At 45.4% G+C, this 18750-nt stretch carries 17 protein-coding genes; 7 read left to right on the top strand and 10 right to left on the bottom strand.

All coding sequences use genetic code 11. The annotated features are described in order from the left end of the window. Positions 1-69: 69 nt before the first annotated feature. The 5 genes from VKA52_RS18735 (at position 70) to VKA52_RS18715 (ending at position 3628) form a co-directional block, all read left to right on the top strand. Positions 70-912, top strand: a complete 843-nt coding sequence (locus tag VKA52_RS18735; RefSeq protein ID WP_326316812.1) for an aldo/keto reductase — start codon at positions 70-72, stop codon at positions 910-912. Between the two features lie 237 nt (positions 913-1149). Further along, positions 1150-1650 carry a DUF3231 family protein gene (locus VKA52_RS18730; protein ID WP_326316811.1) on the top strand — a complete coding sequence of 167 codons (501 nt, stop codon included), beginning with the start codon at positions 1150-1152 and terminating at the stop codon, positions 1648-1650. An 81-nt stretch (positions 1651-1731) separates the two neighbouring features. Further along, positions 1732-1854 carry a hypothetical protein gene (locus tag VKA52_RS18725; RefSeq protein ID WP_272482810.1) on the top strand — a complete coding sequence of 41 codons (123 nt, stop codon included), beginning with the start codon at positions 1732-1734 and terminating at the stop codon, positions 1852-1854. Positions 1855-1936: 82 nt separating this feature from the next. Further along, the gene (locus tag VKA52_RS18720; RefSeq protein ID WP_326316810.1) at positions 1937-3070 is read left to right on the top strand and encodes a zinc-dependent alcohol dehydrogenase; all 1134 of its coding nucleotides are present in this window, start codon (positions 1937-1939) and stop codon (positions 3068-3070) included. A gap of 120 nt (positions 3071-3190) precedes the next feature. Continuing rightward, the gene (locus tag VKA52_RS18715) at positions 3191-3628 is read left to right on the top strand and encodes a YndM family protein (protein WP_326316809.1); all 438 of its coding nucleotides are present in this window, start codon (positions 3191-3193) and stop codon (positions 3626-3628) included. A gap of 77 nt (positions 3629-3705) precedes the next feature. Here VKA52_RS18715 and VKA52_RS18710 read toward each other — a convergent pair whose 3' ends face one another. Continuing rightward, positions 3706-4638 (bottom strand): nucleoside hydrolase, encoded by a 933-nt coding sequence (locus VKA52_RS18710; RefSeq protein ID WP_326316808.1) that lies wholly within the window; start codon positions 4636-4638, stop codon positions 3706-3708. A 115-nt stretch (positions 4639-4753) separates the two neighbouring features. Continuing rightward, complete coding sequence (locus VKA52_RS18705; protein ID WP_326316807.1) at positions 4754-5185, bottom strand: hypothetical protein; 432 nt, start codon at positions 5183-5185, stop codon at positions 4754-4756. 479 nt (positions 5186-5664) lie between these two features. Between VKA52_RS18705 and VKA52_RS18700 the strand changes: the two genes are divergently transcribed. Further along, positions 5665-6393: a PAS domain-containing protein gene (locus VKA52_RS18700; protein WP_326316806.1), complete on the top strand. Its 729-nt coding sequence runs from the start codon at positions 5665-5667 to the stop codon at positions 6391-6393. Between the two features lie 483 nt (positions 6394-6876). Beyond that, positions 6877-7815, top strand: coding sequence for an alpha/beta hydrolase (locus tag VKA52_RS18695; RefSeq protein ID WP_326316805.1), 939 nt, complete (start codon positions 6877-6879; stop codon positions 7813-7815). 46 nt (positions 7816-7861) lie between these two features. Here VKA52_RS18695 and VKA52_RS18690 read toward each other — a convergent pair whose 3' ends face one another. The 8 genes from VKA52_RS18690 to VKA52_RS18655 all read right to left on the bottom strand — a co-directional run bounded on the left by VKA52_RS18690 (position 7862) and on the right by VKA52_RS18655 (position 18708). Beyond that, positions 7862-9085 carry a M14 family metallopeptidase gene (locus VKA52_RS18690; protein WP_326316804.1) on the bottom strand — a complete coding sequence of 408 codons (1224 nt, stop codon included), beginning with the start codon at positions 9083-9085 and terminating at the stop codon, positions 7862-7864. Between the two features lie 79 nt (positions 9086-9164). After that, positions 9165-10373, bottom strand: a complete 1209-nt coding sequence (locus VKA52_RS18685) for an aspartate kinase (protein WP_326316803.1) — start codon at positions 10371-10373, stop codon at positions 9165-9167. Between the two features lie 18 nt (positions 10374-10391). Continuing rightward, entirely contained in the window at positions 10392-12200 is a 1809-nt protein-coding gene (locus VKA52_RS18680; RefSeq protein ID WP_326316861.1) for an IucA/IucC family protein, read from the bottom strand. Positions 12201-12216: 16 nt separating this feature from the next. After that, positions 12217-13557, bottom strand: a complete 1341-nt coding sequence (locus VKA52_RS18675; protein WP_326316802.1) for a lysine N(6)-hydroxylase/L-ornithine N(5)-oxygenase family protein — start codon at positions 13555-13557, stop codon at positions 12217-12219. Then, positions 13529-14077: a GNAT family N-acetyltransferase gene (locus tag VKA52_RS18670; protein WP_326316860.1), complete on the bottom strand. Its 549-nt coding sequence runs from the start codon at positions 14075-14077 to the stop codon at positions 13529-13531. The genes VKA52_RS18675 and VKA52_RS18670 overlap by 29 nt, the downstream gene beginning before the upstream one ends. Before the next feature lie 22 nt (positions 14078-14099). Continuing rightward, positions 14100-15848: an IucA/IucC family protein gene (locus VKA52_RS18665; RefSeq protein WP_326316801.1), complete on the bottom strand. Its 1749-nt coding sequence runs from the start codon at positions 15846-15848 to the stop codon at positions 14100-14102. After that, complete coding sequence (locus VKA52_RS18660; protein WP_326316800.1) at positions 15845-17353, bottom strand: pyridoxal phosphate-dependent decarboxylase family protein; 1509 nt, start codon at positions 17351-17353, stop codon at positions 15845-15847. Before VKA52_RS18660 ends, VKA52_RS18665 begins: the two co-directional genes overlap by 4 nt. 5 nt (positions 17354-17358) lie before the next feature. Continuing rightward, complete coding sequence (locus VKA52_RS18655; RefSeq protein ID WP_442788863.1) at positions 17359-18708, bottom strand: aspartate aminotransferase family protein; 1350 nt, start codon at positions 18706-18708, stop codon at positions 17359-17361. Positions 18709-18750: the final 42 nt, after the last annotated feature.

Genomic DNA, 18750 nt, shown 5'->3' with positions numbered 1-18750 from the left:
GGTAAAAGATAGATGTTTAAACTAATTCCTTCTACTAATAAGAAAGACCTAAAAAGGAGTGCATGTAGAATGAGTCAATCTATTCCTGAAATTCAACTGAACGATGGTCTCACCATTCCTGCCTTGGGATTTGGTACGTACCGCCTGAACGGAAACCGAGGTGCTTCAGCTATTCAAAGTGCCATAGACACAGGCTACCGCCTCATTGATACCGCTTATAACTATGAAAATGAAGCGACGGTAGGAGAAGGGATCCGCCGCAGTAGCATTCCGAGAAATGAATTAAGAATCACATCCAAACTTCCTGGTCGCTACCATGAATACGACAAAGCCGTAACGGCCATCCAGGAATCTCTGTTCCGTGCCCAGCTGGACTATTATGATCTTTACTTAATCCATTGGCCGAATCCAAAAGAAGATAGGTATGTAGAAGCATGGCAGGCATTGATTGACGCACAAAAATGGGGATTGATCCGCTCCATCGGTGTATGTAATTTTCTCCCTGAACACTTGGACCGTCTCGAACAGGAGACAGGCATCTTACCGAGCATGAATCAGGTTGAGCTCCATCCCTTTTTCAACCAGGAAGAACAAAGAGCCTATCACAAGGAAAAACAGATCCAAACACAGTCCTGGAGTCCGTTGGCGCGTGTTCAGAACATCCTCGACAATGAGACCATCCAATCCGTTGCTGAACGACATGAAAAAACGGTTTCCCAGATTATTCTGCGCTGGCATTATCAACTCGGTTCTGTCGCTATCCCTAAGTCCTCTTCTCCCAAACGACAGAAAGAAAATCGTTCTGTTTTCGACTTTTCGCTAAATGAAGAGGAAATGGACCGCATCAATCAATTGACTCGACCGGATGGCAGAATGAATGATCAGGATCCTGCCACTTACCAGGAATTTTAAATAAGCTCAATCGAAATACTCTCCACCCTTAAACATTAATAAAGAGAAGCAGCACTATACCCACGTGCTGCTTCTCTTTATTGTCCAACGAATCTCTTTCCCACTTCTTTCCTCATGGAGGACCAGACAGATAGAAATGGTCCCTCGTCGATTACATACAACCGCCGCCATTTGATGAATCATTTTTTATAAAGAAAGAATACTACCTCTGTACCAAAAATAAAGGAGTGTACGAATATGGGTATTTTAAGTGGAAATCAGCAACAGGAGCCGCTTCATTACGGAGAGGTCTTCAGCCTTTGGAGCTATTTGTCAGTGGCAAAAGGTGATTCTGCCAGCTATCAAACCTTGTATAATCACGCGGGTGACAAAGAATTGAAACGTCTTCTGGAGGAGCTTGTCCAGGGAATCAGACAGGAAACACAGGAAATTGAAGATATCCTGAAAGTGAACGGAGTCGTTCTTCCCCCTTCTCCACCTGAAAGATCTGTAGCGGACCTTGAAGACATTCCCGTAGGCGCACGCATGAATGATCCTGAGATCAGTGCAGCCATTTCGCTGAACATTGCTCAAGGTCTCGTCGCCTGCAGTCAGGCTATCGGTCAAAGCACGCGTGAAGATATTGCCATGTTGTTCGGTAAGTTCCATATGAACAAAGCTCAGGCCGGTGCCAAAGCACTTCGACTAAACAAAGAAAAAGGCTGGTTGGTTCTGCCTCCTCAGCATAAAAAGAACTGATTAACTTAAAGTCCTGCCAACATTACCACAAGGGCCTCCCTTGTGGTAAAACTTTAATTTTTTATGAAAAGAGGGATGGGTTTGAATGAGAAAGTAGACAAGATCTATTTCACCCTTTTAGCAAGTACCATTTTGTCCACCATACTAAGTATCGTAGTGATTACTCTTTCAGTAAAACATGATCAGAAAGTGAATGGAAAATAACTGGAACTACCCTTTGGTTACATACAACAAAGTAACCTCACATTCACAGCTGGAACGAATCTATAGGAAAGAAGGATGATCGATGAAAGCTGTTACCTACCAGGGAAAATATTCGGTAGCCGTCAAAGAAGTGGAAGCTCCAGGGATTCAAGATAAGGAAGATGTGATTGTCCGTATTACATCAACCGCCATTTGTGGTTCTGATCTACATTTATATCAGGGAAATTTCCCTCTGCCGATCGGCTATATCATTGGACATGAACCGATGGGAATCATTGAAGAAGTTGGTCCTGATGTTACAAAAGTAAAAAAAGGAGACCGTGTGGTTATCCCCTTCACCGTTGCCTGCGGGCATTGTCCTTATTGTGAAAGCAATCATGTCAGTCAATGCGACCAATCCAATCCTCATTATGATTCCGGCGGTCTTCTCGGATACTCAGAGAAATTCGGAAATTATCCAGGTGGTCAAGCAGAATACCTCCGTGTTCCTTTTGGAAACTTCACACCATTTAAGGTTCCTGAGGACTGTGAACTGGATGATCCATCGTTGTTATTTCTTTCAGACGTCCTTCCGACTGCATATTGGAGCGTTGAAAATGCAGGTGTTAAACCAGGAGATACAGTGATTGTCCTTGGTTGTGGTCCGATCGGTTTAATGGTTCAAAAATTCGCTTGGCAAAAGGGAGCAGAACGAGTCATCGCTGTCGATCACCTTTCCTACCGCCTCAACCATTCCAAAATCAACAACCGGACAGAAGTATTTAATTTCACAAAGCACAAAGACATGGGAGAAGTACTTAAAGAAACGACTAAAGGTGGAGCCGATGTTGTAATTGACTGTGTGGGCATGGACGGAAAGAAATCCCCACTGGAATTTATGGAGCAAAAACTTAAACTCCAGGGTGGAACACTCGGGGCGATCCAAATCGCCTCAAAAGCAGTGCGGAAATGTGGAACCGTGCAGCTTACAGGGGTCTATGGAGGAAATTACAATGCATTTCCACTTGGGGCATTTTTTTCGAGGAACATCCAAATTAAAATGGGACAGTCTCATGCACGCTCTTATATGAAGCCACTTTATGAACAAATTGTACGAAACGAAATTGATCCTAAGGTTATCCTGACACATGAACTGCCTTTAGAAAAAGCAGCAGAGGGTTATAAGAAATTTAACAATCGTGAAGATGACTGCATCAAGGTCATTTTAAAACCCTGATCCCTTAATAGGACAAAATACTAAGAATAAAGCAGAAATTTCAAGAGTCCAGGTTCTCTTGATACCAGAGGAATAATTTCAACACAATGACACACCTTATAACTTGAGGAGGTGCCATACATGACTCATGTAAAATTACTGGCCCTGAAATTTGTCATCACGTTAGGCATTCTGTTTATCATCTTAGGTTTAGGATTTGACGTCTCTTTCGGAAACGTCTTTCTCATATCTCTTGTTGTCAGTGCTCTTGGCTATTTAGGAGACGTGATGATTCTAAAGAAATCCAACAATACGATGGCTACGGCCGGGGATTTTGTGCTTAGCTTCGCTGTTATATACTTTATGACAGATGCACTCACCGTCGGAGACGATGTATTTGAAGCCACACTGATTTCGGCGATTTCCTTAGCGATCTTCGAATATTTCTTCCACCAGTCAGTGGCAAGAAGCCTCGATCAGGAAAAGGAAGAAAATCACGAAGTACGCTCCACTGGCCAACTGCAAACGGAGGCTTCGGAAGAACTTTTTCCGTATGAAGAAGAGGATAAAGAAAAATAGGAGCTTGACCAAGGGAAAACATACCGTGTTTTCCCTTGCTTCATTTCACCTGCATTTTCAAGGTCCCACTACTTCCATTATTCCACACGGACCATTACCTTCTTAAACTCTTCCATAAACTTTTGATAATGAAGATTGATGGCAATCTTCGTATCCCCTTTAGGACTGGAAGGGCGAACGTCAATATAGGAAAGCCCTCTTGTTTCAATTCCTTCAGCTACATTGGCATCATAATATATGTAATCGACTAAATCTGGATTTTTCACAAGCATCACTGTCAATAAATCATGGATGGGAGCTCCCTTTATGCTGGGAACTTTTTCTTTATAGAAGCGATAGTAGTATTTAAAGATCGGGCCGAGGATGAAACAATAGATATTGTTCTTAGATCGAGCGATTTCCTCTACAACATCCGGCGTAATAACAGCAGAACGCGTAACATTCAAGGGTGTGACTGTTAGATTTTCAGCAAATGTAAGGACATAGTTGGAAGAAGTCGGATCCCCGAAGAAATTAGCTTCCGCGAGAGCCGTGATATTTCCAGGAACGAAAAAAGCTCCTCCCATGACATAAAAAGACTGAACGAATTTTATTTGTTCAGGGAATAATATAAATACAGTGGCCAATGTCGTTGATCGTCCCGTACTTACAATAATCAGCTCATCCTTGTACCTTTCCATAAGCACTCGGATGGTATCAAAAGGGGAGACCTCATAGGTCATGTCTTCAGGGGGACGGATGGGTCCGATGCCTTCTTTCCCATGAATTTCGGGGTAAAAGAATACTTCTTCCTGCTGCACTGGATTCGATGCCCCAGGGATGATTGGGATATCATCTCTCCCCGCTAATTGCACCAAATAAGCCGCATTTTTCGTGGCTTGTTCTCTTGTTATGTTTCCATAACCGGTAACAATGCCGACGATATCAAGTTCAGGATCCAACATGGCGTACATAATCGCTAAAGAGTCATCGATCCCCGGGTCACAAAATAAAAGAATTTTCTTCGTCATAAACTTGTCCTCCTCTACCCTATATCTTATTCAAGAAGAAGGAACGCTTATGCCGCTTAGTAGGAGGAACCTGTACCTTCAACGTTCTCTTGATGATTTTCAATAAACAAATCCTTTATTCGGACATCTCTTCATCCCAACTGTCCTTTCTTAATTTATAGATATAGAGCACAGGGACCAGGAAACTTATAAAGATGATCCCTCCGATGAGAAGGCCATTCCATATCGTATGACCTTCTGAGAAAGAAACAAGCATTCCAACAATCACCGATAGGACCCCGACAATCGACAACGATACATATAAAGCTTTCAGAGGAGACTTGGGCGTCTTTTCATGATCCACACTTATACTCATCGATAAATAGGCATTGACGATGACAGAGATCATGAATACGAACCAGAGTGGGTTGTCCGTCATTCCATCCAATCCTTTTGTAAAAAGATCATAACCCAACAGGGCTAGAATCCCGAGGTTTTGGACGATGAATACAACGCGGATATTCTTCAGATTCTTCAACTGCAGACGTTCATCTTTAATCTTCTGCATAACACATTCTCCTTTTCCATTCATTAAAGTTTTGATTTATTCATAGAAAAATTTCGAGTTACCCATCCATTAACCATGTCTCATCCACTTCTTGCTGCTTTATGTAATTTTCATAATTAACCATAATTGTTATTACCTTCTCCCACACTGTAACATATAATTTACATTACGGAATACTTATTTTACAAAAAGTGGAACGATTCGTATATATCCATTTAAGAAGATAGGGATGAAGTTCCTGAAAAAATTTAAATAGAAGCTCTATCAATCTAAAATATAGGCATCAATTAAATTATGTTTGAACAAAAATTTTGACTTTACTATATAATTCATGAATGATGGACGTTACGGAGTATTTAAGGTAAATTCAAACGTTCAACTATTATATAAATATAGGAAAAGGATTTTCGTTGTAGGAAATAGAACTTAATATATAGAAGAAAGTGCGTTTCATCAATCAAGTACTGAGGGGGAGCAAAATGACGCCGTTAAACGAAGTATTCGATCAACTGTCCTTAGGTGTGATGGCGATTGATTTAGACTATCGGATTACTCATATCAACCAGCAAGGGACACGTCTTTTAGAAGTAGAGGAGAAGGATGTCCTCGGCCAAAGCGTCTACGACCTCTTTCCTGATGCTCCTGAAGAAGTCCGCCACGTGGAGCGGACATTGAGGACTTCTGAGGAGCTCACCTTTGATGCAATCCCCTATAAATGGGGAAAATATGATTTGTATTTATCGATCCGCACAAGGGTTTTACAGGAGAATGGCAAGGTTTATGGGGCGATGGTGGAATATAGTGATGTCACAGAGTACTATGATAAAGAACAGCGTATGTTGAAGTGGATGGAAGACATGTCTGTGAACGTCATTCCGCTGTCTAAAGGTCTTGTTCTTCTTCCATTACAGCCAATTATGGATCAAATCGAATTCCAATATATTCTGGACAGAGGCTTACATAATGTTACCCATATGGGTGCACACCAAGTGATTATTGATTGTTCAACAATCAGCACGGTGGACATTATTTTCTTTGATAAACTATCCAAACTGATTCAGTCTCTCTCTTTGATGGGAATACACACGACCATCTCAGGGATGAAACCAGAACTTGCAAGGACGTGGGTATCCTCTGACCTTCCAACAATCAAAGTCAAATTTTTCTCGAACTTACAAGTGGCTTTAAAAGAGTTATACAAACAATAAGATTTGAACGTTGTATGTAAAAGTGAATGTTCTTACAACCGGAGGTGATCGGCATGTTCTTTCGCATCTTCCACAAAACCAGCCGCCCAATGAAAATAGCCTTACTTTCAGGTTCCTTTTTATTGTTGATTGCTGGAATAATGGCCCTCCTCATTTAACACACCATAGACACAACCTTCCCCTTAAAGGGGTTTGATTTGTGTCGACTCCTTGGTTACCCTGTTGTCCAGGAGAGTATTTTCTCAGACCACTCAATATAAACATAAATTAAATGAATTTCACAAATAACGAGCCCATAGATTTCCTTTTCATTTGTCCGGCCTACTCATCCCCCATATCCCCTGCCTATTCATTCTCTATTTGTTTGGTCCCTTCTATTCCGTTTTTTTCATTATTAAATGAAACCCTAATCAAGTCCTGTTCGTATCATAAAATGAAAAACGCCACGGCTACTTGTGCAATCCAGGAGGGGTTTAAATCATTATGGATATCCTGCTCATTTTCACAGCTGTTGTCTTTTTGATTGTTGCATCAAGCGTGATTTATCACAGGTATCGGTTAACAAAAGAACAAGATTTTTTCGTTCCCATGGGGAAAATGGTTGAGGTTGATCATCATAAAATGCACGTGTATCAAGAAGGAAAAGGGCCAGAGACGCTTGTCTTCCTTTCAGGAAACGGCACTAGTTCTCCGGTATATGATTTTAAGTCCCTCTATACGTTGTTAAGTGACCATTACAGAATTGCTGTCGTAGAGAAACAGGGCTATGGGTTCAGTGCGATCACTGATAGCCCCCGTGATGTTCACACCATGATGACACAAACACGAATGGCCCTGGCGGAAGCAGGTATAAGGGCTCCTTATATTCTGGTCCCCCATTCGGCTTCAGGATTAGAAGCCATCTATTGGGCGAACAAATACCCAGGGGAAGTAAAGGCGATTATCGGTCTGGATATTGCGGTACCGGCGGCCTATGAAAATCTTAAAATCAATCTCCCACTGTTCCGCTTCGCATCATTCTTAGCAAAGGTTGGAGTGACCAGATGGGTCCCCCAGGCGTCCGAAAGTTCTGCGATGAAGCATGGGATATTGACAGAAGAGGATAAAGAAATAAACCGTGCGGTCTTTTACCACCGAACGGCCACAAAGAATATGCTGAATGAAGTAAAACAAATCCATTCTAATGCTGAAACGGTCGGGAACCTTCCTATTCCTGATGTTCCCATCTTATTGTTTGCCTCGAATGGAATGGGAACGAGCTGGGATCAGGAGACATGGTCTAAAACTCAACGGGCCTTTATACAGGATGCAAGACAAGGAAGAATGATTGAATTAGACGTTTCCCACTCTGTTCATAATATAGAGGCCCGTAAGATCGCAACCGAAACGAAAAAATTCTTGAAACAAGAAGCAGCGGGATAAGCTCTCCAAAGCAAATCCCCCCAGCCCGTATGCTGGGGGGATTCTGCTAAAACGTTTGCCTTGATGCGGATGATTGTAGGATGCCCTCTTCCTTTAACAACGCCTCAATCGCCAAACAAGCTTCCTTTAAAACCGCTTCTTTCCATTCCTCTTCTTGCGGATAGAACATGTTCATAAGTTCTTCCCAGACCCACTCCCTGCTTTCAGGGTGTTCCGTTCCTTCCCAGTAAAGCTGGTTCTCTAATATAATCGTCGTAAACTCCCGGAGCTCAGCTTCACGGCTGGTCCCGAATGTGCCAAATTCGAACAAGGCGGAGAATAGGGATGTAGAAGGATATTCAGAATCTCTTAACTCATAAAAATAATTGGTAGAATCCCCTTTCACGTCATCCGGGGAATACACTTGGATATTTTCCATCCCGTAAGTCGACTTCAATTCATCTTCCTTTTTCCCATGATTCTCAGTAATGACCATGGTCACTTCATTGGTCGGTCCAAGGGCTGTGTGCCAGTCCATGTGAATGACATGATTGAACCGCTCCAATAAATGCTTCTGCCAGGTTTTGATATAGGAACCAGAAGGCTCTTCTTCATATCCGCCAAAATAAACCCCGCGCTCGAACTGAAACTGTCCCATTCCTTTGGCCTGCTTGATGCCTTTATACCCCTCATTCATCATTCCTTTACTTAAAGCTTCATACAGTTCTGTCTTCTCTTTGGAAATCAGATCCAGCGGTTTCTTCGGGAGAAAGATGTGGCTTTCTTTCTCATAGTTCTCATTAAGATCATAGGGGATATCGGTTTCCTCTAAAAAGTAGTTCCGGTTCAAATCTACATTATTTTCCGTAACTCTACGAAAATGTCGCATTCCCCAAGGGTTAATGGCATGCACGAAACATACCCCTGTAGTGGATGGATCGATGGAACTGAGGTACTGGTCCACGAACAAGTGGAGAACAGCTGCCCCCGCGTATCCTTCGATTCCATGTTCCCCTGATGTCAGCATAGCCACTTTGTCGTTGGAAGAAGTCGCTTCCGCATAAATGACGTCGATCGTGTTGTCTTCATTTTCACCAATCGAATGCTGATGGAGTTTGGCTTCCGGCCAGACTTTCTGAACTTTGCTCAATAAACCCCTGAACGTTTCTCTGGATTCTTCATAATTATTTTTAAAATAGTTATGGATATCGATCATACTCACCATCCCTTTATAGTAATAGACGAGACTTATAAACCATTCATCACTTTCTCTAGTAAAGATACCTTTCATTCAAAATCTCGAAACCTATGTTTATAAAAAAGCCTGCCCCCTGCTTACATCCAGCAGGGGGCAGGCTTTTGAGTGACGTTCAATAGGCAAGCTTGAATTTGTGATGGTTCACACTCATAAAGGCGTCATAAAGCCGGCGGGCCAAATCTTTCCCATGTGCTTCAGGGACCGAAGCACTCCATACGGCGGGATGACTGTCGATGTGATGGATCTCCTCTAGAGGCATCCACTCTTTTTCATTCAACGAAGCGTTCTGCTTCCTTTTCATTTCTTCCTTACCGAAAATCAAATGAATGGCTGCTTTTTCAATCTCCGTTTGGATGGCTTGTATTCCCAGCTGATCTTTGGATTGATCAAGGTATGTGATCACCTGGTTAAGATCATCTTCCTTGATAACGAGGATAAATTCCTCAGGTCGTGAATGAACAGACGTGGTTCCGATGACATCCGTATCCTTCAACCACCTCCACAGTTTTTCCTTTTTCAACCGACTTCCCGAAAGACGCAGGTGACAGAGGTTGGTTTGATACGTAACCCCGGCGACAGAAGCGGGCGATGGATCATTGGATATCCAGGTCCCTGGCTTTTCACAGAAGCTGGAACGAACAACCAGCGGAACTTGATATGCTTTTGCATGAGCGACTGCCCGTGGATGAATCACCCCCGCTCCCATTTCAGCCATGGTGAGCAGGCTGTCGTAATCCATGGAGGAATATTTCTGTGCGTTCGGAATCACACGGGGGTCTGCCGCATACACCCCATCAACATCAGTGCAGATGTCACAACGATCCGCCTTCAACGCTGCAGCCAAGGCAGTAGCTGTCGTATCGGAACCACCTCGGCCCAGCGTGCAGACTTCCCCGTTCGCCGCTCTTCCTTGAAATCCAGCGACGATGACAATCTTACCTTCTTGCAGCTCTTTCTTAATCTTTCGGGTATCTATAGACGTAATTTCGGCATTCCCGTGGCGGTGTTCCACTTCAATCCCTGCCTGCTCGCCTGTGATGGCGATGGATGCCAGACCTTTTTCCTGAAGGGCGAGTGCCATCAGAGCGCATGACACTTGTTCTCCTGTAGCTAAAAGCAGATCCTTCTCTCTTCCGTTTGTACAGGAAGAAACTTCACGGGATAGTTGCACCAGTCGATTGGTTGTATCGCCCATCGCTGAGACAACCACGACCATCTGGTTGCCTTTTGCCTGTTCCCCAATGATTCGATCGGCAGCCTGTTTGATTTTCTCCGTTGTTTTTAATGAAGTTCCGCCGTATTTTTGTACTATGATTGCCATGATCCATCCCTCTTTTCGTCAGACCTTCTGTTCTTTAAAAGCAGCCAGTGCATTGGTTACGCAGCCGAATTCCGATGCATGTGGACGATCATCTCCATCCGCGTATCCATAATCGACCATGCGGTTGCGGTTGAGGCAAAGCTTCGTCATTTCGGGTTTGAAGAAATCGAAAAGCTCAAAGCGTTCCTTCAATTCCGGGAACCTGCGCTGGTAATCGCGGATTGATTCTGCCAGCAGCTGCCAAAAGTATTCTTCTGCCAACAGCTGATGCTTTTCTAAGATGTGGCTTAAATAACGAAGATGGCAGATGAATAGTCCAGTAAAAATAAACTGCGTCAATCCTTCCGGTGGTTCTGTACGCAGTACCGTTTTCATCTCTTCCGTTACGTGCTGAAGCTCAGGAAACGGCTGGTCGGTCACGTTCACGTCATCGACAAAATCCTTGACGGCAAGACGATGCGGCTTATGATCTTTCAGTACGAGAATCGTGTTCTGCCCGTGGGGTGAGAAGACCGTCCCATATTTATATAAGTAATGAAGCAAAGGATCCATGACCACTTGATAAAACTTCTTTATCCAATCCTCCGCATCCAGTCCAGAAGACTCAATTAACGATTGAATGAAAGGTTTCCCGTGATGATCTTCGTGAACCAGTGCTGCAAGTGTAATGGCCTGTTCACCGTCTTCCAGATACGTATAGATGCTTTCACGCCAAATTGACCCTAGCATTTCCAAGTATTGATACGGAGCATCTTTAACCGCACCATAATGTTTATGATCGACATTGATGCTGGCATTTTCTCCTGGCAGAATCACCCGGCACTCGTTCTTTAAGAAGTCGTCCTGTTCATAAAGTCCTTTGATCCATTCCGTGACTTTTGGTGCGATCACAGTCCGCTCGGAAGGCAGGCCGCGGTATACAAGAGTATTCAGGATGCTCATCGGAAGCTTGACATGATGTTTCTCTTTCGTACTCCTGTTCACAAACGTACGGATCGACTGTTGAGGAAGGTAAGCGTCGTCACCATCTCCCACAGCAATGATCTCCTTTTTCGCGATTTCTTCCGGGAAGTTTTGGATCAGCTGATTCTTCCACTGCCATTCATGGACAGGGAAAAAGTAAAAGTCTTCCGGAGCACGGTTTTGTTTCCTCACTTCGGAAAAGAATCGCTCTCTCTCTTGTCCACTCAACTCCTCATCCAGCAGCTTTTCATAGCTGAGGTTCTGAACCGAATGAAAGGTTGCTAGATTTTTATGTGCCGCAATCCAGTTAAGCTTCACTTCCTGCTGATGCTCAGGAGCAAAACGCAGGTAATCATCATAACCGAAACCGATTCTTCCTTTGTTATAGGTGATCCACGGATGACCCTTCATATATCCTTCCAACTCGGCATAGTCAAGATCAATCAGCTCATCAGATGAAACCTCTGTCTTTTCCATCAGATGAACATCCGCGATCAGCGTGGCGTTCATCTCTTTGATTAAATGACCAATTGTTTCTGCAGACATGCCGATGATTTCCTTTAAATCAACCAGCAATTCGATGGCATTGTCCGCTTCTTCTTCCAGTCCTCCTTCGACCTTTTTCAGATCGTCAGTAGAGACATCAAAACTGTCGAACAGTCGTTTTTCAGCTGCGAACCTGTACGATTTATCGGCGGTGACGGACAGTTCATAGGCCCTCGTTTTCCCCTCTGCACGTAAAACTTCCGGGTGGATCATATCTTCATACATATATTCTGCGAACATTTTCGCCATCAATTGTTGATTGGCTCTCTTCCAATTCTCTCTGTTCAATTGTTCATGAATGTCCGGTTGAAATAACACACGGATCCCCTCTTTTCTATGATTGATGTTGTGTGACCAAGGCTTTTTTCGTTCCAAACGTTTGGAAGACGTTGTTTTCCTGTATGGAATAAACGTTTCTTTGAGCAATTCTGTTGATGATCACCGCATTGCGGTGTGCACCAAGCCCAAGATCAGGTGCGCCGACGCCGTGGGAGTGAAGTTCGCCATTTTGAATGAAAATGTGTCCCTCCGCCGTAAGATTTGTAGCGAGGTCATAGCCTTTGTTCACGGTAAATCTGCCATGATCATCCCAAATGATGCGCTCCTTTAGGCCTGAGAAAAAGGCAGGCACACGTGGTTGATACCCTGTTCCTAAAATGACCACATCCGCTTCCATCTCCACAGCTTCATCTGTGACTTTCTGATAACCTTTTAAGCTTAGATGGTCTGCTTTCTGTTCGATGGTCGTCACTTCGGTCATCGCCTGAAGATGAATCGACGGATCAGCATTGCCGACCGTCCGTTCATACAGATGGTCATAAATGGCGGCGATCGTTTCTGAACTGATGCCTTTGTAGAGAAGGTCCTGCTTATGTAACAGCTCGTCTTTCTTCCATTGAGGCAGCTCATAGAAGAAATCGATGTAATCCGGAGAAAAATACTCAAGCCCAAGCTTCGAGTACTCCATCGGGAAGAATCCCTGCGACCTTGTGTACCATTGAAGCGAACCGCCTGTTTCCTCCTGGTGTTTCGCCACATCAAGGAAAACTTCAGCCGCGCTCTGGCCAGATCCAATCACTACGACAGACTTGGTTAAGTCACTCGATGCTTTTCTTTTCAAATATTCGGACGTATGGAAAACGGATGCTCCAAGTGCACCTTGAAGTGCCTCCGGTACCCGCGGCTCCGTGCCAATGCCCATCACGATGTTTTCAGCGGTGTACGTGTGCTCCTTTCCCGTAGAAGAGTCATGAGCGGTCACTTGATAAAGGGTCTTTCCTCCGAGATCAGCCGTAGTGACACGGATCACCTCGCTGCCGAACCGCAAACTGCCCAGTCGTTCACTGACCCAGCGGCAGTAATGATTGTATTCCTTTCTCGGGATATGGAACTTTTCCAGAAAATAAAAATTATACAAACGATTATGTTCCTGCAGGTAATTCAAAAAGCTGTGCTTATTCGTGACATCCGCCATACTGACAAGGTCAGCGAAAAAAGGCACTTGCAGCGTCGTTCCTTCCATCAATAGATGAGGATGCCACTGGAATTCTTCTTCCTTTTCAAGAAAGAGGGCCGAGACATCATCGACCGTATCCAGGAGGGCAGCCATTCCTAAGTTGAACGGTCCAAGTCCAATGCCGATCACATCAAAGATCTGCTTTTCTGTCTTCATCATTCCACCTCTTTTCAAATGCTTCTCGTTCACAAAACATCAGCTGCGCCTCTTTATCCGGAAGCCTTATGGGCGCGATCGGTGCGAACCCGCACCTTTCGAAAATATGGATCATTTTGTCGTTCCGGATATCCGGTTCTGCCACGACTTTCGTTGTCAATTTCTGCTGAAACTGGAAACGCACCATCGCTCTCAGAAGAGGCAGGGCAAAGCCTGAGCCGAGGTAAACTTTTTCCCCGATCAACAGATGGATGCCCTGATCGCTGGCCTTTGCAGAGTATGCGTTTTCCAAGACATCCCCTTGAACCCAGTAGGCCTCCCAATAGCTCATCACTTCCCCGTCGATCATCCCGAGGTAAAGCGTCTGGTGGGTGTCGAGCAGTGCTTTCCGGTAATGCTTTTCAAACCGGTCAAACGGCAGATTCAACTGCCAAAAAGGATGGACGTGGTCTTCATTCATCCACTTGTGAACTAGCGCAATATCGTCCATCCGAGCCTTCCGAAACGAAATCGTGCGCTTGATGGTCTCATCATACATTTCAAAATCAACGCTCATGAACGGCTCCCACCTTTACTGCAAGCGGATTCTCAACGGCTGTATAAACCGACTGCGCTTCCATCGGCCCGACCAGTTCATCCATATCATACAAACGTGTCAGCAGATTGGCCTTACATGGAAGCTTGCTTTCTTCCAAAAGCGTTTGAACAAACAAGGATGGATGATGGTTCATTAAACGTTTGCGAAGAAGATCCATCAATTTTTCTTCGTCGGCTAATCGACTGACACCGAACCCGTTGATCAGTCCGAATAAATGATTGAAAAAGAAATAATAGCGAAGCCGTTCATCCGCCACCTCATCCTCGCAGATTGTATCACTCTTGCTGTTTAACGAAGGGAGCAGTTCCATCAGGTGATCCGCTTTTGAGCGGCTGAAGTAATAGCCCTGGTTATCTCTGTAATAAAAAGCCGAAGGATAGCCATTTTCTAAACGGACAACGGAGTTTTGCTGGTGGGCTTCAAGGGCGATTCCATAGGTGTGATGAAGCCATAGAATAGGATCCAGACTGATCGACAAATACTGGTCAAACCACTCCAGACTGACTTCTTCCAGCGCGCGCCCTTCTTTTTCCGCAAGACTATGGATGATGGCAGAAAGTCTGGACGGCCCTCCGTAGGCATGATCCTGGACAAGCCCGGCGATAAGAGTCGCCTGCTCGTTGTCCTGATCAAAAGGATTTTCCCTCAAGGAAACTTCAAATCCTGATGTTTCTTTCGATAAAGGAATGTTGATCGCCGCGGGGTCTTTCATCATATGGAAATTCGGATGATGATGGCTCAATTGCTCTCCCAGTTCTGTATCGAGCAAACGGGACACTTCCACCCCCCGGGCCAGTTCCTTCGGCTGGTTCGCCCTCAGAGAATTCGTAATTTTCACCGGTACAGAAAACTTATACATGAACCGTGAAGCTTCACTGTACAACGTCCGGAATGAAGAAGTAGCCGTAAACCCGGCACCCGCTGGACCAAGATGTGTAACATCCCCGGAAGCCAGATACCTTTGAACTTCCGGATCTTTTAAAACCACCGGCACTTGCAGTGGGTGCATAGGAAGTAAAACGCGTCCTTTGTTCCATTCCTCCACCAGCGGTTCCGCGCCGTCCTTATCCTTGACATCTTCGAAGATGCAGGCGGAAGCGGTGCGTCCCAGACTGGAGTCTTCCTCAACAAGCTCGGGATTCACACTGAAATAGTGGAGCTGAAACCTCCCTTTATACTCAGGGGAATATTCCCGGTCCTCGACATCGGTCAGGCCTTGTTTGCTTTTCGGAGTCGGATGCAGTAAATGACCAAATAACAGCGACTGCTCTGCCTCGATATAAGTAAAATCCTCTTCCATCAGCTTGTGACGATCCTCGTACCTTGCCGCTACATAATCCTTCATTTTCTTGCAGCTGAGCAGCACACGCAGGACAAGTTCATCCTCTGACCATTCCTGTCCGTTGCCGATGAGCCATTCCTTCACAAGAAGGGTCGTCATCGTGACATAGTCAAGAGTGTTGGACTCTTCGCTTCCTTCCGATTGAAAGATCATAGGGAAGTCAAACAGGTGCCTCCCCGTTAACGACCAGTAGTTCACAGGTACATGGATGATCACATGCTGTCTGACCAAAGCGATGCGTAACATTTTAACGTCCCCAGAATTCTCCCATTCATAGTTGCCTGTTTCTCTTAAATAACAATTAAGAAAGCTTTGCATTGTCGCCTTCTCGGCAATTTCTTTTGCTTTATTCACTGAGGTGTCCCTCCTAAAATCTGTTTCGCTGTATATTCAATTTCATCGATTACGGATAGCACATCTTCTTCGGATGTACGTGGATTTAAAAGCGTGAACTTCAAGTATGTTTCTCCTTTGACCGATGTTTTCGCGATAACAGCTTCTCCTTTATTAAAAAGCGTCTGTTGGATATTTCGGTTTAAATCACTTACCGTCCGGTTTCCATCCGGCTGGTATTGAAACACGACCGTCGAAAGTTCAGGGAGCGGGTTTTCTACATGGAAATGATCACGATGCTCCAATTCCTCTGCAGCAAAGCGTGCCACTTCCATTGTCCTGTCCACCATCCTCCCTAATAAACGCGTACCCAGAACTTTCAAGGTCATAAGAACCTTCAGCGCATCAAACCTGCGCGTCGTCTGGATGCTTTTATTCACAAGATTCAATATGCCTTCTTCTTCATCTTCTACAGGGTTTAAATAATCGGCATGATGAGATAAAAGCCGCAGGTGCTTGCGGTCTTTGACGAGAAACATCCCACAACTGATCGGCTGATACAGCCATTTATGGAAATCAAGGGTCACCGAATCCGCCCGGTTTATTCCAGCCAGCTTATCTCCATGCTGCTCACTAAGCAGAAGCCCAGCACCGTAGGCGGCATCCACATGAAGCCAGAGACCCTTTTCTTCACAAAGACCAGCAAGACTTTCAAGCGGATCGATGCTCCCGTAGTCTGTCGTGCCGCACGTGCTGACAATCGCAAAAGGGAGAAGCCCTTCCAGCTCCAACCGCTCCACTATACTCCTGAGCTTCTCCGGATCCATCCGATGGTCCTCGAGGACGGGAACCGGAACGACCGCCTGTTCACCAAGACCTAGTTGTGCCACTGATTTTTTCACAGAGAAATGAGCTTCCGCAGAACAAAGGACTCTCATCTTTTTGAACGGCTCAGGAAGCCCATCCCTCTGGACAGCATGGTTCCATTTCGATAGACAAAAAGAATCGCGGGCGAGCAGCAATCCCATATAGTTGGACTGTGTCCCTCCACTTGTGAAGACCCCGTCTCCTCTTTCCGAAAAACCGATAAGCCCTGAAAAGTAATCGGTCAAACCTTCTTCGACATAAGTCGCTGCCGGGCTCTGATCCCATGAATCCATCGATTGGTTCAGCGCTCCGATGATCAGTTCAGCCAGCACTCCGGGTAAAACCGGGGGGCAGTGTAAATGCGCCATGCTCCTTTCGTGGGAGACGTGAAGACTGTTTTTTATCACCGGCCCTTCGATTTCCCGGAGCACTTCATGAAGCGACTGCGGTTCTTCTGGAAGATCAAGGACCATACGAAGCTCCTGCTGGATGTCATGAACGGTCTTTCCTTCAAATGGTCGCTCCATGTCCTGGAAAACTCCGGCCAGGGCATCGACGACGAGTTCGACATGGTTCCGAAAATGCTCTCCTGCCTCTTCTCCGTGTTGAAGGAAAAACGAATCGAATGCAGCTGCTGATTTATTCGTTGTCGTTATCATATTTTTCACCCCGTCACGGAGGCAGCTACGGCTTCGTTGAAGATGGATAATATGGTATCGACCTGCTCCTCGGTAATCACAAGGGGTGGTAAGAATCGAAGCACAGCCCCATGGCGGCCTCCACTTTCAAGAATCAATCCACGGTCAAAACAGGCTTTCTGGATACGGTTCGTCAACTCTGGATCCGCTGGATAACTGCCGGCCAGCCCTGGTTTCCCTGAAGGATCGACGATTTCCACTCCAAGCATCAAACCACGGCCGCGCACATCTCCAAGCTGCGGGTAATGCTTCTGCAGTTCTGTCAATGACCTGTAAATTTTCTCGCCCATGGCTTTTGCATGAGTAGAAAGCTGGTGCTCCTTAATATATTTTAGGGTGGCCGCTCCTGCCGCCATCGCCATTTGGTTGCCCCGGAAGGTTCCGATATGAGCACCAGGCTCCCATGCATCAAGGTCACGGTCATAAACGACCACCGATAACGGAAGACTGCCGCCTATGGCTTTCGAAAGGACGAAAGCATCCGGCACGATGCCGGCATGTTCGAAGGAGAAGAGTTCTCCCGTCCGGCCGATCCCTGTTTGGACTTCATCGATGATCAACGGGATTCCCCGCTCTTTGGTGATCCGGCGCATTTCCTGCAGCCACTCGATAGGGGCTGGAATGGAACCTCCCTCTCCTTGTACGGTTTCAAAGATCATCGCCGCCGGAGGTAGAATTCCGCTTTCTGGGTCGTCCAGCAATTGTTCAATGTAAGTGGCACTCAGCTCAGCTCCTTCTTTCCCCCCTTTTCCAAATGGACAGCGGTAATCATAAGGGTATGGAAGGAAGTGCGTATCCGGCATCAGACCCTGTACACGCTCTTTCGGCCCGAGGTTTCCACTGATAGCCATCGTGCCATGGGTCGCGCCATGATACCCTCCTTGGAAAGTAAGAATGCTTTGTCTACCTGTCGCGGTTTTGGCAAGTTTCAATGCCGCTTCAATTGCATCCCCTCCCGTCGGTCCACAAAACTGAACCTTCGCACGATCACGGAACCCTTCCGGAAGACTGGAAAACAGCTCATCCACAAACCTTTCTTTCACTTCTGTCGTTAAGTCGAGCGTATGTAATGGCAATTTATCGTGAAGCACTTGTTCCATCGCTTCAATGACGACCGGATGATTATGTCCTAAAGCCAATGTTCCCGCACCGGCCAGGCAGTCGATGTAACGGTTCCCCTCCATGTCTGTGATGTAGATCCCCTCTGCTTCCTGAATCGCTAACGGGAACCGTCGCGGGTAGGATCGTGCATTCGACTCTCGTTGATTTTGTTGATTCAATAATTCCTCGTTGGATTTCTTTATATCGACACTCATGTCATTCCACTCCTTTTTGTCTTGCTTCATCGCCTACCGTTA

The sequence above is a fragment of the Halobacillus sp. HZG1 genome (assembly GCF_035818575.1).
In the GTDB taxonomy this organism is placed as follows: Bacteria; Bacillota; Bacilli; order Bacillales; family Halobacillaceae; genus Halobacillus; species Halobacillus litoralis.
Note: the sequence above shows the minus strand (reverse complement) of the source record. Positions and strands in the feature narration are given on the sequence as shown.

Excerpts from the sequence above, each read along its gene's own strand:
- VKA52_RS18735 (WP_326316812.1), top strand. The coding sequence starts at position 70 with ATGAGTCAATCTATTCCTGAAATTCAACTGAACGATGGTCTCACCATT.
- VKA52_RS18730 (WP_326316811.1), top strand. The coding sequence starts at position 1,150 with ATGGGTATTTTAAGTGGAAATCAGCAACAGGAGCCGCTTCATTACGGA.
- VKA52_RS18720 (WP_326316810.1), top strand. The coding sequence starts at position 1,937 with ATGAAAGCTGTTACCTACCAGGGAAAATATTCGGTAGCCGTCAAAGAA.
- VKA52_RS18715 (WP_326316809.1), top strand. The coding sequence starts at position 3,191 with ATGACTCATGTAAAATTACTGGCCCTGAAATTTGTCATCACGTTAGGC.
- VKA52_RS18710 (WP_326316808.1), bottom strand. The coding sequence starts at position 4,638 with ATGACGAAGAAAATTCTTTTATTTTGTGACCCGGGGATCGATGACTCT.
- VKA52_RS18705 (WP_326316807.1), bottom strand. The coding sequence starts at position 5,185 with ATGCAGAAGATTAAAGATGAACGTCTGCAGTTGAAGAATCTGAAGAAT.
- VKA52_RS18700 (WP_326316806.1), top strand. The coding sequence starts at position 5,665 with ATGACGCCGTTAAACGAAGTATTCGATCAACTGTCCTTAGGTGTGATG.
- VKA52_RS18695 (WP_326316805.1), top strand. The coding sequence starts at position 6,877 with ATGGATATCCTGCTCATTTTCACAGCTGTTGTCTTTTTGATTGTTGCA.
- VKA52_RS18690 (WP_326316804.1), bottom strand. The coding sequence starts at position 9,085 with ATGAAAGGTATCTTTACTAGAGAAAGTGATGAATGGTTTATAAGTCTC.
- VKA52_RS18685 (WP_326316803.1), bottom strand. The coding sequence starts at position 10,373 with ATGGCAATCATAGTACAAAAATACGGCGGAACTTCATTAAAAACAACG.
- VKA52_RS18675 (WP_326316802.1), bottom strand. The coding sequence starts at position 13,557 with ATGATGAAGACAGAAAAGCAGATCTTTGATGTGATCGGCATTGGACTT.
- VKA52_RS18660 (WP_326316800.1), bottom strand. The coding sequence starts at position 17,353 with ATGATAACGACAACGAATAAATCAGCAGCTGCATTCGATTCGTTTTTC.
- VKA52_RS18655 (WP_442788863.1), bottom strand. The coding sequence starts at position 18,708 with ATGAGTGTCGATATAAAGAAATCCAACGAGGAATTATTGAATCAACAA.